Raw genomic sequence first — 15,199 nt, 5'->3', positions numbered from 1 at the left:
TAAGTCTACTTGAGAAGAATAAGTGGCTAGTTTACTATCTGGATTCAGAATACGTTGAAAAACCAATAATTTCAGCACTTGAACCAAATTATAATCTGCATTTGATTTTACAGACTTCAGGAATTCAGTAAGGTTTAACTCCTCGAATAGATTGTCTAAAATCATCCATCCATAAGACTTATCTGGTTCATGCATAGGAGCCAGAAGATCATAGGAGATTTTTAATACTTTTGGATCGGTCAGTAGACCTTCCTTAGCTTCCCGTTTTAAACGCTCTAAGATCCCAGGTTCTTCCAACTCTAACTCGTCCAGTAGACCAAATTTTTTTAAAATACGTTGCTTTACTTTACCGTCCTTACGATATCCTTCTACAAGATAAACGTGAGTACGGCCTTCTTTATTGGTAGTTGTTTTGATAAATGCCATACTCTATTATACCATACACAACCATATACAACAAGAAAAATAGTTGGATTTTACAAAAAAACTCAGCTCTATCAAGGGTTTGAGCTAAGTTTTCATAAATCTAGGTGATAAAGTCGGGATTATACCATATCCCCTTCTTTTGCTTCAAAAGGAAAGCCAAGCCGACCATAGGCCTTCCACAAGGCCCAACCCGCGACCACAAAAGCCGTAAAATCAGCTAGGGGCATCGCATAGGCTAGTCCCGCGACCCCGAAAAAGCGGGGCATCAGCAAAAGGAGCGGCAAAATGAGACCCAATTGCTTGAGTAGAGAAATCTTGGCCCCCATCTTGGCCTGGCCGATGGCTGGGAAATAGGTGGCAGAAAAAATCTGCACCCCATTGACAAAGGAAAAGAGGAAGAAGGCCCGCATATAGGCAATGCCAAATTCAAAATAAGCGTGACTGCCCGATCCAAATAGGGCTAAAAACTCATAGGGAAAGGTCTCAAAAGCGGCCCAGGTCCCAAAACCAATCACCGATACCCAAGCAATGGCAATGCGAATCGTTTCCCGCACCCGACCCCAGTTCTGAGCGCCATAGTTAAAACTTAAAATTGGTTGGGAGCCCTGAACAATCCCGATAATCAGCGAAATCATAATGACATTGATTTTGGATACAATCCCTGCCACCGCGATTGGAATCTCACTGCCATAAATCGAGCTTTCTCCATAAAAACGCAGGGATTGGTTGGTCACAATCTGCACCAAGAGGTTGGAGGATTGAAAAATAAAGGAAGCCATCCCCAGCGAGGCAAAAGATCGTACCAAAGCCCCCTGCAAACGGAAGTCCTCCCGCTGCAGACGCACGCTTTTAAAACGTGGGAGATACAGGGCCAAGATTAGAGCCGAAACAAATTGTCCCAAAACCGTAGCCCAAGCAGCTCCCGCCATGCCCCAACCAAAGCTAAAGATAAACAGGGGATCCAACAGGGTATTAACCACCGCCCCAGAAATAATAGCCATCATGGAATAGGTCGAAGAGCCATCCGCCCTCACCAGGGGATTAGAGCCAATCGCAAACAATAAGAAGGGAACACCCCAAATCGATACACTGGTATAGGTCAAGGCTAGGTCATAGATATTTTCTGTCGCCCCAAAGAGTGTCAACAAGGGCCCCAAGAAGATCTGTAACACCAGACACAGGACTACTCCCGCCACAACCAAGGTCGTAAAAGCATTCCCCAGCACCTTCTGGGCTAGGGCCTGTTTCCCTCGCCCCAGCTCCAAATTAAAACGAGCTGCCGCCCCCAGGCCAATCATCAAACCCAAGGCCAAACACAGGGTGGTCACAGGAAAGGCAACATTGGTCGCAGCATTCCCCAAATAGCCGATTCCTTGACCAATAAAAATTTGGTCAACGATATTGTAAAGAGCGTTGACCACATTGGCAATAACTGCTGGAATGGCCAACTGTCGTAAGAGAGACGAAATAGAGGCCGTCCCTAATTTATTCTGTTCCATACAAATTCCTTTCGTATAGCTGTCAAACAGCTCTTACAGACAAACACTAGTATCAAGTTCATCCTAATACTCATTGAATTTCACAATCTGACCTTGCCAAGCCTCCTTAGTGATAAAGAAAAAGCGAAAAAGTACTAAAACCAAGAGAAAGGCCGGGACCTCCAAAACGTGTCTCGACCTTTTTCTAACTCGTCTGCTACTCTTCTAACAATTTTTGCAATTCTTCTTTCAACAAGGCTTGGGCCACTTGTGGGTTGGCCTGTCCCTTAGTTGCTTTCATTAAGAAACCAGTGAAGGCCTTGTCCGCATTTCGCTTACCAGACTTAAAATCGGCAACGGCTGCTGGTTGATCCTCAAAGACCTGATGAATGATCGGAATTAAGACGGCTGGATCAGAGATTTGGACCAAGCCGGCTTGTTCAACATAGTCACGCGCAGAGCCACCATTTTTGGCCAGATGGACAAAAACTTTTTTGGCAATCTTAGACGAAATTGTTGCATCCGCAATCAAGCCAATCATCTCAACCAAATTTTCTGGAGTCAAGGCAAGGTCAGCCAAGGCCTGATTATTGGCGTTGAGGTACTGGGCCACTTCCCCTTGCAACCAGTTAGAAACTTGCTTAGGATCACCACCCAGGGCCACGGCTGCTTCAAAGAAGTCAGATTGGAACTTGCTAGCTGTCAATTGACGCGCATCGTAGTCACTCAAACCAAATTCAGCCCGGTAGCGTTGGCGCCGTTCCTTTGGAAAGGCTGGTAGTTCTTGGCGAACAGCTTCAATCCAAGCCTCGTCCAACTGTACCCGTGGTAGGTCTGGTTCTGGGAAGTAACGGTAGTCTGCCGCCCCTTCCTTAACCCGCATCAAGATGGTCTCACCGGTTGCCTCATCGTAACGGCGTGTTTCTTGACGGATTTGGCCGCCAGATCGCAGGATTTCGGCCTGGCGTTTGATCTCATACTCCAACCCTTTCCGCACATAGTTAAAGGAGTTGAGGTTTTTCAATTCGGTTTTGGTTCCAAAGGCTTCTTGGCCGTAAGGGCGCAAGGAGATATTGGCATCCACCCGCATCGATCCTTCTTCCATTTTGACATCGGAAATTCCTGTGTACTGGATGATTTCCTTCAAGGCAGTCAAGTAGGCATAGGCTTCTTCTGGGCTGCGCATATCGGCTTCAGATACGATCTCAATTAGGGGAACCCCTTGACGGTTCAAGTCCACATAGGAATACCCGTCACTGCCATGAGTATTTTTCCCAGCATCTTCTTCCAGATGCGCCCGTTCGACACGGATTTTCTTGGTTGATCCATCTTCTAGTTCAATTTCCAACCAGCCATTGTAACCAATTGGCTCATCAAATTGTGAAATCTGATAAGCTTTAGGATTATCCGGATAGAAATAGTTTTTCCGGTCAAAATGCATGTCCCGATGCAGGTCCATATTCAGAGCTAGGGAAGCTTTGATCCCAGCATCTACAACACCCTTGTTTAAGACTGGCAAGACACCTGGAAAGGCCCAGTCAATGATATTGGTGTTGGCATTTGGGTCCTCCCCAAAATGCGCGGGTGCAGGTGAAAAGATTTTAGAAGCTGTTTTTAGCTCCACATGGACTTCCAATCCAATAATGGTTTCGAAATTCATTAGTTGACACCTCCAAAGATCGCAGGTTTTTCTAAATGGTAGCTTGTTGCTGCCTCAAAGGCCGCAGCAGCTTGGTAGAGGGTTTCTTCTTGGAAGTGGTTGGCAATCAACTGCAGACCAACCGGCAGACCATCCGCAAATCCAGCTGGCAGAGACATGCCTGGCAGTCCAGCCAAGTTCACCGGAATCGTCAACAAGTCCGCCAGATACATAGCAATTGGATCCTCCACACGGCTCCCCAAATCAAAGGCTACTGTTGGGGCAGTTGGTCCCATAATCAAATCATAGCCTTCAAAGACTTTGCGGAAATCCTCCATAATCAAGGTTCGCACCTGACCAGCCTTCTTAAAGTAGGCATCGTAATAACCGGATGACAAACTAAAGTTCCCCAACATAATCCGACGCTTCACCTCGTCCCCAAAACCTTGACTCCGAGTCTTGACATAGACATCCTCAAGATTTTCAATATCTTCTGCTCGGAATCCATAGCGAATTCCGTCAAAACGTTGAAGATTGGAAGCTGCTTCTGAAGAGGCAATAATGTAATAAACGGCTACACCATAGCGACTATGGGGTAGGCTCACTTCTTCCACACGCGCACCCAGTTCTTCAAACTTTTTAGCTGCCGCCAAGATCTGATCCTTAACGGCTGGATCAATCCCTTCCCCCATATACTCTTTTGGCAAGGCAATTTTCATTCCTGTCAAATCCTGACCAATCTTGCTGGTGAAATCAGGAACAGCCAGCGGTGCAGAGGTTGCATCGCGTAAATCATGACCAGCCAAGGCTCCCAACAAGTGGGCATTTTCACGAACAGTCGGTGCAAATGGCCCAATCTGATCCAGAGAAGAAGCAAAGGCAATAAGACCAAAACGGGAAATCCGTCCATAAGTTGGTTTCATCCCCACAATTCCATTAAAGGCTGCCGGTTGACGAATAGAGCCACCGGTGTCTGACCCCAAGGACAGACGCACCTGACCAGCTGCTACAGCAGAGGCAGAGCCACCAGAAGAACCTCCGGGAACCTTGCTTTGATCCCAGGCATTTTTACTTGGTTTGAAATAGGACGTCTCATTGGAACCTCCCATGGCAAATTCATCCAGGTTGGTTTTCCCAATCACAATCATATCCTTCTGGTAGAGATTGGAAACACTGGTCGCGTCAAAAATCGGCTTGTAATTGTAGAGCATTTTCGAAGCCGCAGTGGTTAGGATTCCCTTCGTAGAAATATTATCCTTGACCGCTACCGGGATTCCACTCAAGACATTCTCAGCATCAACTCCCTTAGCATCCAAGGCCCGCGCTTGCTCCAGAGCACTTTCTTCACTGATGGTAATAAAATTCCCTAGTGCTGCTTCCCGCTCCTCGATATCCTTCAAGGTTTCCTTGGTTAATTCCTCAACAGAAATTTCTTTTTTGACCAAGAGATCATGTAATTGGTCGATTGTTTGTTCTTGCAGTCTCATTAATTACTGCCCCCCTCTTCGAAAATGGCTGGAACTTTGATAAAGCCCTTGTCTTTTTCAGGTACGTTTTCAAATAACTCTTCCCGATTCCAACCTGCTTGGGCTTGGTCCGGACGAAGAACATTGACCTGGGTGACCACAGAGGAGGTCACTGCCACTCCCTCTGTATCCAATTCATTTAACATTTCAACCATATCGACAATCTTGGTCAGATCCGTCGCAAACCGCTCTGTTTCTTCTGCGGTAAAGGCTAATTTTGATAGATTGGCTACATGAGCCACTTCTTCATGTGAAATCTTCATTCTATCTCCTTTACGATTACAAGTCATACTCCTACCTAGGGAGTGGGACCGAACTAATTTTGAAAAAAATTAGTTTATTCGCTCTCTTAATTTTAGGCTCATGCTAAAAAGATCCACTGGATCTTACTTTGCTTTCCAATTTCTTGGCTCAGGTTGATTAGGCCGGGTTCGGAAGCCTCTCAGCGAGTCAGGGATTGACTCACTGAGCTTCCAAATGGAAGAACGTGGTATGTTCTTCCTATAGTGAACAATTGAAGTTTGCTTCGCAAACCATATTTGACACTCTCTAACAGCATACAATCCGGTTAGCCCCAATCAACTACTGCGTCAAAGTCATTTCGCTAATTAAAATACAAGAGCCTAGACTTTTGTCCTAGCTTCTTATTCTACCACATTTCAAACCTGAAAAATAGAGGATGGTCGGAAAGCCATCCCCTAGATGATCGGTTAAAAATTCAATTCTATTGACGAGTAGAGTTTTGCACCCAAGACATTTTTCATATGGTCAAGGGCAAATTGGTGCTGCTCCTCTGTGATACTTGCAACGGCATCCGTCACAATCTCAACCTGGTAGCCCTTTTGGTAAGCATCAATCGCCGTGTGCAGAACACAGATATCGGTCAAGACTCCCGTCAAAACCAGGGTGTCGACCTTCCGTTCCCGCAAGTAGATATCCAGCATGGTTCCGGCAAAGGCTGAGTAATAGTGCTTGTCCATCCAAAACACGCGCTCAGAATCCTTGTGGGCTTCGAAAAAGGCCTTCGACGGACCGTAGAGAGCACGACCTTCCGTTCCACGAATATTGTGGGGTGGAAAGAGCTGGCTTTCTGGATGGAAGGTGTCTCCTTCCAGATGTTCGTCAATCATAAAAAAGACATAGTGGCCATTGTCCCAAGCTTTTTGACTGACAGCTGCCATGGCTTCTGAAATGGCTTGCGCCGGTTGACCAGCTGTTAACTTGCCATCGTTTGCGACAAAGTCCTTTGTATAATCAATGGATAAAACAGCTTTTGTCATTAAAATTCCCTCTTTTTAATTTCTTCAAAAACGTCCGGAATCAAGACCTTCAAATAGGTCCCCTTCATGCCGAGCGACCGGCTCTCGATAATTCCTGCCGATTCCAATTTACGTAGGGCATTGACAATCACACTACGGGTAATTCCGATGCGATCGGCCACAACAGAGGCGGTCAATTGACCTTCTGTCCCCCCCAATTCATCCAAAATCGCTGAAACAGCCCGCAACTCAGAGTAAGACAGGGTATTGACGGCCATCGAAACGGTTGAGCGTCGACGAAGATTCTCTTCGTCAATTTCCCGCTGGTGGTTGAGCATCTGCAAACCCACAACCGTGCTAGCAATCTCGACCAAAATCAAGTCATCTTCATCAAAGGGCTGGTCATTCCGCCAAATAATCAGAGAGCCCAGGCGAATGCCTGTGATATGGATTGGGGCCACTGTCGTCACACCATCTGGAAAATTCTCCTTGGTCTCCACTGGATAAATGGATAGGGTCGAATTGACATTCAAATTGGCCTCTGTTTGGTACACAAAGCTAGCCTCTTTGGCATAAACTTCCGGGAGTTTCCGACTTTCAAAAAAGGCCTCCACCCGATCCGTATTCGTCTTATAGCGCATAAAATAGCCAAGTAAATCACCTTGGCTATTAATGATACAGGAATTACAATCAATGATTTCAGACAGACGTTGAGCAATCGATGCAAAAGGCATATCATCGTGGGATTGCTCATAGGACTCCTTCAAAATTGAAGTAATCCGCGTCGTTTTTTGCAATAACGTTGCCATAGTTCACCTCATTATTCTCTTCCTATTGTATCAGAATTTTCTAAACAATGGCAACTAATAACGATATTGGGCTAAAAATCGTTCCATTTTTTCTTGGACCTGGGCCAACTCCTCAACCCGTGGTAAGTAAACAATCCGGAAATGGTCGGGATCTTTCCAGTTAAAGCCTCGTCCATGTACTAGGAGCACTTTTTCCTGCTTCAAAAAGTCCAGCACAAACTGTTCATCGTCTTCAATCTTGTACATAGTCCGGTCGATTTTCGGAAAGAGGTAGAGACCCGCACTCGGCTTGACTGCCGACAAACCTGGAATGGCATTGATGGCTTCGTACATGAAGTTTCGCTGCTCATAGATTCGACCACCCGGCAAAAGCAGCTCGTCCACTGACTGATAGCCTCCCAAAGAAGTCTGAACCACCTGTTGGGCCAAAACATTGGAACACAGACGCATATTGGCCAACATGTTCAACCCTTCAATGTAACCCCGAACATGCTTCTTCTCACCGGATAGGACCATCCAGCCCACACGAAAACCTGCAATTCGATGGGATTTTGATAGACCATTCATGCTGACACAGAAAAGGTCTGGAGCCAGACTGGCAATCGCGATATGCTCCTTTCCATCCATGACCAAACGATCATAAATTTCATCGGCATAAATGATTAAATTGTGTTCACGCGCAATCTGAACCAGGTCCTCCAAGACTTCCCGTGGGTACAAGGAGCCTGTCGGATTATTGGGATTGATAACCACAATGGCCTTGGTTCGTTCGGTAATCTTAGACCGGATATCCTGCATATCAGGGTACCAGTTGGCCTCCTCATCACAAAGATAGTGGACAGGCTTGCCTCCACCTAAACTCACAGCTGCCGTCCAAAGAGGGTAGTCAGGCATGGGGACCAAAACCTCATCGCCATTATCCAAGAGTCCCTGCATGGACATGACAATCAGCTCACTGACCCCATTTCCAATAAAGACATCATCAATGTCCACATTGGGAATGCCTTTTAACTGGGAATATTGCATAATTGCCTTTCGGGCTGAAAAAATCCCTTTAGAATCCGAATATCCCTCACTGTTACGGGCATTTCGAATCAAATCATGGATAACTTCATCTGGTGCCTTAAAATCAAATTCTGCCGGATTTCCTGTGTTTAAGCGTAAAATTTGCTCGCCATTGGCACGCATCCGCATCGCTTCTTCCAAAACCGGACCTCGAATATCATAGGCTACATCTTCTAGTTTTTGTGATTTTTCAAAAAACCTCATGCTTTATTCCTCCTTACTGAATCCTATTATACCTTTTTCTAGCACAAAAAAGAATTGGAGTCACTTCAACCCCAATTCTTTTTCCTTATCTACTAGTTAACAGGATGCTCTTTCCGATGAGTCCGCATCCGATCTCGTAAATCAAACATCTTACCAACAGACGGAAGGCTCATACCCTCAGTCCATTTTTCCCAAGTATTCTGTGTGATTTTTAAAATAACCAAGAGTTCAGCTTCATTGAGCTGGTAGTCTGATTGAAATTCGGCAATTTCGTTAAGGAATTTCTGAGCCCACTCCAAGTCCTCCTGAGTCCACTCACGTGTACTCTTACGTCCCAAGCGACGCTGACGGATTTCTTCCTTACGCTGGCGAATTTCTTCCCGCAATTTTTCTGGTTTATCAGACTCCATAAAAGCCACAATTTTTTCAATGGATTTTGGATTTGGATGACTACGGCCATACTTCCAAGAAAAGTAGGTATCCATGGAAACATCCATCTCCTTTGAAAACTCATGAATTGACGCTCCAATGTTCAATCGTAACGCCTCAATGTCCTTCACTAAATACTCTTTGTCTTTTTTGGCATATTCGCGAAAATTCGATTCTACCATTTAGACAACCTCCCTAACTATAATGTAACTGCCTAACAGTTTAGCACATTCTCGACCTTTTTAAAAGGGTATTTTCATTTAAAATCAAAAATATATGGTTTCACTTTTCGCCAACCCTTGATGTACCTAGAAGGGAGCGATTATTTTTACAGCAAAAATTTTTTTATTTTTGAGAAGCAGCTGCTTCCTTCGCCTCGACAGCTTCCTTAACCAAACGGTAGATTACGGCAAAAATGGGCGTGAAGAAGATCATTCCCACAAGGCCAAACAGATTGCCCCCAATCAAGGCCGCCGCTAGGGTAAAGAGGCTCGGAAGCCCCACTTGAGAACCAACCACCCGTGGATAAATCAAGTTTCCTTCGACCAATTGAACCAATTGGAAAACAACAATCGACAGAAGAGCCTGCCAAGGGCTGATGGTGAAAATAAAAATCGCACCTAAACCACAAGCCGTAAAGGGACCAATATAAGGAATAAAGGATAAGACCCCTGCCAAAACCGCTGTCATTGATGCAAAGGGCAGACCTGCCAGACTATAGGCCGCAAACACCAAAAAGCCAATGATAAAAGCTTCAATCAATTGCCCCATCAAAAAACCATCATAGGTTTCCACCATAACATTCCCTACATAGCGGAGACGCTCCCCCACCTTCTTCGGTAGTGTAACAGCCAGAATGCGGTTGGTAATCGAAGCCAGATGCTCCTTGCTCCCTAACATGGCAAACATCAGAAAGAGGGCCATCATAACGGTAAAGACATTGCCAACCAATCCCCCTAAGTTTCCAGTTAAATTGCCTAAGAGCTGTGCTCCCTTATTGAGCATCCCACTATCGGTGAGATACTTGGAAATATCCTGGAGCTGATCCCGATTCACCAAACCAGTTTCCGCTAACCAGGAACCAAGCTGGGGCACGGCCGCTTGCACGGTATGGGTCAGACTGTTAACAGAAGTTGTCAGGGTTGGCACAATAATCGCCACAACTCCAGCAAAAATCAAACAGAGCAAGACCAAAACCAAGAACATGGCCAAAGGCCGCTGGAAACCTGGTTTCACCTTCCATGCTCTCAACTGGCCTTCCAGCTTCTTCATGGGTACATTAAACACAAAGGCCAAGCCAGCGCCAATAATAATCGGAGAAAAGACCCCCATGAGGTAATGGAACCCTTGCCAGATATTGGCAATATAGAGAACCAAGGCGAGGCTAACCGCCGCAAAAGCAATGGCTCCAAAAACCACTTTATTTTTTTCAATTAAATTTTTCATAACTTACCCATTATAACAGACCACTTTACCCTTGCCAAGGTTATTAGACTATTAAATGCGGTTGCAAGGCTTGGGCTAAGGAGGCGTAACCATGAGCCGTCAAATGCAAGCCATCCGTTGTGAAATCAGCCCGCAATTGGCCTTGATCATCCAGCAAGCCTTCCGTCACATCCAGATACTCAACCTGGGGAAAGGCTCCCGCCAAGGAGGCATAGGCCTGGTTCATTTTCCGAATCCCCTCATTGGTCCGCGTATAGAGCTTGGCCCTGGTTTCCTCACTTTCATAAACCGGCAAAATGGAAAGCAGCTTGATCTCCACCAGCGGATAGTCGTGTTGTAAAAGGTAGAACAGCTGCTCCAAATTGGCCAAGGTCTGATCTAGGGGAACTTCCTTTCCTAAATCATTCGTCCCGATAAGCAGAAAAATCTTTTCTAAATTTTGACCAAAAAAATGCAGGGAGCGATGCTCCAATAATTGACTGGATTGATAACCGCGGATCCCCCGATTGACCATCGACTTAGAGCTCGCCAACAACTCATGGAGCGGAAAATACTCCACAATTGAATCGCCTGCAAAAATAATTTGAGGATCCTGTAAGCAGAGAGTGTTGAGCTCCCTGTAGTTATCCTGTAGCTTAGCCTGTTCCCCTAGCAACCAGCTTTCTAATAATTGAACCGCCATTTGTCTCTCCTTTATAGAAAAAGGGCCTGTCGATGCTACTGTTCGACTAGACCCATAGATTACGCACGTCTGAAGCCCTGATCAAATTGACAATAGGCTTTTTGGGGAAGAAATTCTTCCAAATTTAAGGTAGAGAGATTTCCAAGAATTTGTCCATTTTGAACCACAGCAAGAGAATGGTACTGCTGAATGTAGTCACCACATTCCTCACACCAGCGTTCCTCTCCCTCCTTCCAAAAGGCGGCCATCGTCTCCCCTTCATACCGAATCTCTGGGTAATCCTGTTCATACTGACTGCACCTATCTTGGAAAAATGCGAGGGCTTTGGTATATGTTTCAAATGCTTCTACTTGGACTGTATCATCTTGCCAGTCATCTGTGAACCACCAAGGCTCACAGTCACCATATAACTCTACTACTTGGTACATAAACTTATTCCCCTTATTAGAAGATATTATACACAATTTCCACATATAAAGGAAGAATTTGAGCTTAAAAAGAAGGGATTGCCCAATCTAGCCCTTGGATGTAAAAAAGGGTCGGATAAACCGACACCTTTTTACGTTTAAGATTCAACTGTCAAATCTTCTTCGATTGTCTCTTTTTCAACTTCCAATTCTGGAGCCATCAACTCCTCAATGGTTTCAACTTCATTGACCGCTTTTGGTTCCAAGTTCCGGTAACGAGCCATACCTGTACCTGCAGGAATAATCTTACCAATGATAACATTTTCCTTCAAGCCAAGTAGATGGTCCTTCTTACCACGGATCGCCGCATCTGTAAGGACACGCGTTGTTTCCTGGAAGGAAGCCGCAGAAAGGAAGGAATTGGTTTCCAAGGAAGCCTTGGTAATTCCCATCAAGACTGGACGAGCTGTTGCTGGAACACCACCGGAGATCAATACATCACGGTTGGCATCTGTAAAGTCAGTGATATCCATCAAGGTACCCATGAGAAGGTCTGTATCTCCTGGATCCATGACACGCACTTTGCGGATCATTTGACGGACCATTACCTCAATGTGTTTGTCACCGATTTCTACCCCTTGGCTACGGTAAACTTTTTGAACCTCAGCCAATAGGTAGGTTTCAACGGACAGTACATCACGAACAGCCAGCAAGTGTTTTGGTTGGATAGACCCTTCGGTAAGCGCGCTACCTCTCGCGACCTGATCACCAACTTCGACCTTCATACGCGCTGTAAATGGTACAACATACTCGCCCTGACCGAGTGGACCTTCCACAAAGACTTTCTTAGTCCGTGTTGATGCATCCTCTTCAATGGCCACAACTTCACCCTTAACTTCGGTGATAACCGCTTCCCCTTTTGGATTCCGGGCTTCAAAGATTTCCTGAACCCGAGGAAGACCCTGGGTGATATCGGTATTGGAAGCAACCCCTCCCGTGTGGAAGGTCCGCATGGTCAACTGGGTACCAGGCTCACCGATAGATTGAGCGGCAATCGTACCAACGGCTTCACCAACCTCAACCGCATCACCTGTCGCCAAGTTGATTCCGTAACAGTGACGGCAAACCCCATGACGGGTGTTACATGTGAAGACAGAACGAATGGTTACTTCTTCAACACCTGCTGCAACAATAGTCCGTGCCAAGTCTTCTGTAATCAAGACATTTGGACCAACCAAGACCTCACCTGTTTCGGGGTGTTTAACCGTCTTCTTAGTGTAACGACCAGCCAAACGCTCTTCCAAGGACTCAATCATTTCCTTACCATCCGTGATGGAGCGGATCAAGAGACCACGATCGGTTCCACAGTCATCCTCACGGATGATTACGTCTTGGGCAACGTCAACCAAACGACGGGTCAAGTAACCCGAATCGGCGGTCTTCAAGGCCGTATCCGTCATACCCTTACGGGCACCGTGGGTGGAGAAGAACATTTCCAAGACAGACAAACCTTCACGGAAGTTAGACAGGATTGGCAATTCCATGATACGTCCGTTCGGAGCAGCCATCAAACCACGCATTCCGGCCAACTGGGAGAAGTTGGAGATGTTACCCCGGGCTCCGGAGTCCATCATCATAACGATTGGGTTCTTCGGATCCTGGCTGGCAGTCAAGGCATTTTCCAAACGCTCTTTGGCTGCACGCCACTCACCTGTAACGGCATTGTAACGCTCATCATCAGTAATCATACCCCGACGGAACTGTTTGGAAATTTGTTCCACCCGCTCATGAGAGGTTTCGATGATTTCTTCTTTGTTCGCAATAACTGGGATATCCGCAATTCCCACTGTCAAACCAGCGAGGGTTGAATGGTAATAACCCAAATCTTTCAAGCGGTCCAAAAGCGCAGATGTCTCTGTTGTCCGGAAACGTTTGAAAATTTCAGCGATGATATTTCCAAGATTTTTCTTCTTAAATGGAACATTCAATTCCAAATCCGCCAAGACGCTATGAATATCCTGACCAGCTTCTAGGAAGTACTTATCTGGAACACCGTTGACCAAGTTATCATTGGTTGGCTCTTGGAGGTATGGCAATTCTGCTGGCATGATGGCATTAAACAAGATCTTACCAACAGTTGTAACCATGATCTTACCTTGTTGTTGCTCTGACCAAGGCTTGTTCAATTTATCGGTCGCAATACCGACACGAGTATGAACATGCACCAAGCCATTGCGCCATGCCATGATTGCTTCATCCGCATCCTTGAAGACCATTCCTTCACCTTCACGGCCAGCTTCTTCCATGGTCAAGTAGTAGTTCCCCAAAACCATGTCCTGAGATGGGGTTACAACCGGCTTCCCGTCTTTCGGGTTCAAGATATGCTCAGCCGCCAACATCAAGATCCGAGCTTCTGCTTGGGCTTCTTCAGATAGGGGCACGTGGATGGCCATTTGGTCTCCATCGAAGTCGGCATTGTAGGCCTCACACACAAGTGGGTGCAAACGAATGGCCTTACCATCGATTAGGACCGGTTCAAAGGCCTGGATTCCCAAACGGTGAAGGGTCGGTGCGCGGTTCAAGAGAACTGGATGTTCCTTGATCACATCTTCCAAGATGTCCCAGATGCGATCATCGCCACGTTCGACTAATTTCTTAGCTGCTTTAACGTTTTGGACAATATCACGAGCGACAATTTCCCGCATTACAAACGGTTTGAAAAGCTCAATCGCCATTTCACGTGGCACACCACATTGGTACATTTTGAGGGTTGGACCAACCGCGATAACCGAACGACCGGAGAAGTCAACCCGTTTTCCGAGCAAGTTTTGACGGAAACGACCTTGTTTTCCTTTCAGCATGTGGCTGAGGGATTTCAAAGGACGGCTACCTGGTCCTGTGATTGGACGACCGCGACGACCATTGTCGATCAAGGCATCAACCGCTTCCTGCAACATCCGTTTTTCATTTTGTACAATGATTCCAGGTGCATTCAGCTCCAACAGACGCGCCAAACGATTGTTCCGGTTGATAACCCGGCGGTACAAGTCATTAAGGTCAGAGGCCGCAAAACGTCCACCGTCCAATTGAACCATCGGCCGAAGGTCTGGTGGGATAACCGGAAGGATATTCAGAATCATCCATTCCGGCTTGTTACCAGACTTGTAGAAGGCATCTAAAACGTCCAGGCGGCGAACAGCCTTGATCCGTTTTTGACCAGTTGCAGACTTAAGTTCTGCTTTGAGTTCTTTGATTTCCGCTTCCAAGTTCACTTGTTTCAACAAGTCTTGGATCGCTTCCGCTCCCATTTTCGCAACAAAGGAACCAGAACCGTAGCGGCGAAGGTTTTCCCGGTACTCACGCTCGGTCATGATTGACTTGTGCTCCAATGGCGTTTCTTTCGGATCAATCACAACATAAGCCGCAAAGTAAATAACTTCTTCCAAAGCACGCGGGCTCATGTCCAAGGTCAAGCCCATACGGCTTGGGATTCCCTTGAAATACCAGATATGGGATACAGGAGCCTTCAACTCAATATGCCCCATCCGTTCCCGACGCACACGGGCTTCGGTTACTTCAACCCCACAGCGGTCACAGATGATCCCTTTGTAACGAAGGCGTTTGTATTTCCCACAGGCACACTCCCAGTCCTTGGTTGGTCCAAAGATAACCTCATCAAAAAGCCCTTCACGCTCCGGCTTTAGAGTCCGGTAGTTAATGGTTTCTGGCTTTTTGACTTCTCCATAAGACCATGAACGGACCTTGCTTGGAGAGGCGAGTGTGATTTGCATACTTTTAAAACGATTTACATCAACCACTCTATCTTACC

12 protein-coding genes and 1 pseudogene are annotated in these 15,199 nt (G+C 46.2%); all 13 read right to left on the bottom strand.

Annotated features, from left to right (window positions below; genetic code table 11):
- A pseudogene (locus HZY94_RS02820) lies at positions 1 to 426 on the bottom strand (IS1634 family transposase); the annotation flags it as partial.
- 119 nt (positions 427 to 545) lie between these two features.
- Entirely contained in the window at positions 546 to 1,925 is a 1,380-nt protein-coding gene (locus HZY94_RS02815) for an MATE family efflux transporter (protein ID WP_179924933.1), read from the bottom strand.
- A gap of 196 nt (positions 1,926 to 2,121) precedes the next feature.
- Positions 2,122 to 3,564: an Asp-tRNA(Asn)/Glu-tRNA(Gln) amidotransferase subunit GatB gene (gatB, locus tag HZY94_RS02810; protein WP_179923755.1), complete on the bottom strand. Its 1,443-nt coding sequence runs from the start codon at positions 3,562 to 3,564 to the stop codon at positions 2,122 to 2,124.
- On the bottom strand, positions 3,564 to 5,030 hold the full coding sequence (gene gatA, locus HZY94_RS02805) for an Asp-tRNA(Asn)/Glu-tRNA(Gln) amidotransferase subunit GatA (RefSeq protein ID WP_179924932.1): 1,467 nt from the start codon (positions 5,028 to 5,030) through the stop codon (positions 3,564 to 3,566). Before gatA ends, gatB begins: the two co-directional genes overlap by 1 nt.
- Complete coding sequence (gatC, locus tag HZY94_RS02800; protein ID WP_179923753.1) at positions 5,030 to 5,332, bottom strand: Asp-tRNA(Asn)/Glu-tRNA(Gln) amidotransferase subunit GatC; 303 nt, start codon at positions 5,330 to 5,332, stop codon at positions 5,030 to 5,032. The genes gatA and gatC overlap by 1 nt, the downstream gene beginning before the upstream one ends.
- A gap of 447 nt (positions 5,333 to 5,779) precedes the next feature.
- The gene (locus tag HZY94_RS02795) at positions 5,780 to 6,349 is read right to left on the bottom strand and encodes a cysteine hydrolase family protein (RefSeq protein WP_179924931.1); all 570 of its coding nucleotides are present in this window, start codon (positions 6,347 to 6,349) and stop codon (positions 5,780 to 5,782) included.
- Positions 6,349 to 7,137 carry a GTP-sensing pleiotropic transcriptional regulator CodY gene (codY, locus tag HZY94_RS02790; protein WP_179924930.1) on the bottom strand — a complete coding sequence of 263 codons (789 nt, stop codon included), beginning with the start codon at positions 7,135 to 7,137 and terminating at the stop codon, positions 6,349 to 6,351. Before codY ends, HZY94_RS02795 begins: the two co-directional genes overlap by 1 nt.
- Before the next feature lie 54 nt (positions 7,138 to 7,191).
- Entirely contained in the window at positions 7,192 to 8,406 is a 1,215-nt protein-coding gene (locus HZY94_RS02785; protein WP_179924929.1) for a pyridoxal phosphate-dependent aminotransferase, read from the bottom strand.
- Positions 8,407 to 8,498: 92 nt separating this feature from the next.
- Positions 8,499 to 9,017 carry a hypothetical protein gene (locus tag HZY94_RS02780; protein WP_179924928.1) on the bottom strand — a complete coding sequence of 173 codons (519 nt, stop codon included), beginning with the start codon at positions 9,015 to 9,017 and terminating at the stop codon, positions 8,499 to 8,501.
- 163 nt (positions 9,018 to 9,180) lie between these two features.
- Entirely contained in the window at positions 9,181 to 10,281 is a 1,101-nt protein-coding gene (locus HZY94_RS02775; RefSeq protein ID WP_179924927.1) for an AI-2E family transporter, read from the bottom strand.
- 43 nt (positions 10,282 to 10,324) lie between these two features.
- Entirely contained in the window at positions 10,325 to 10,963 is a 639-nt protein-coding gene (locus HZY94_RS02770; protein WP_179924926.1) for an SGNH/GDSL hydrolase family protein, read from the bottom strand.
- Positions 10,964 to 11,022: 59 nt separating this feature from the next.
- Positions 11,023 to 11,391, bottom strand: coding sequence for a DUF1033 family protein (locus tag HZY94_RS02765; RefSeq protein WP_179924925.1), 369 nt, complete (start codon positions 11,389 to 11,391; stop codon positions 11,023 to 11,025).
- 137 nt (positions 11,392 to 11,528) lie between these two features.
- On the bottom strand, positions 11,529 to 15,188 hold the full coding sequence (gene rpoC / locus HZY94_RS02760; RefSeq protein WP_179924924.1) for a DNA-directed RNA polymerase subunit beta': 3,660 nt from the start codon (positions 15,186 to 15,188) through the stop codon (positions 11,529 to 11,531).
- Positions 15,189 to 15,199: the final 11 nt, after the last annotated feature.

Source organism: Streptococcus danieliae (assembly GCF_013415245.1).
Lineage (GTDB): Bacteria > Bacillota > Bacilli > Lactobacillales > Streptococcaceae > Streptococcus > Streptococcus danieliae_A.
The sequence above is the reverse complement of the archived record's forward strand: the minus strand, read 5'-3'. Positions and strand labels throughout refer to the sequence as shown.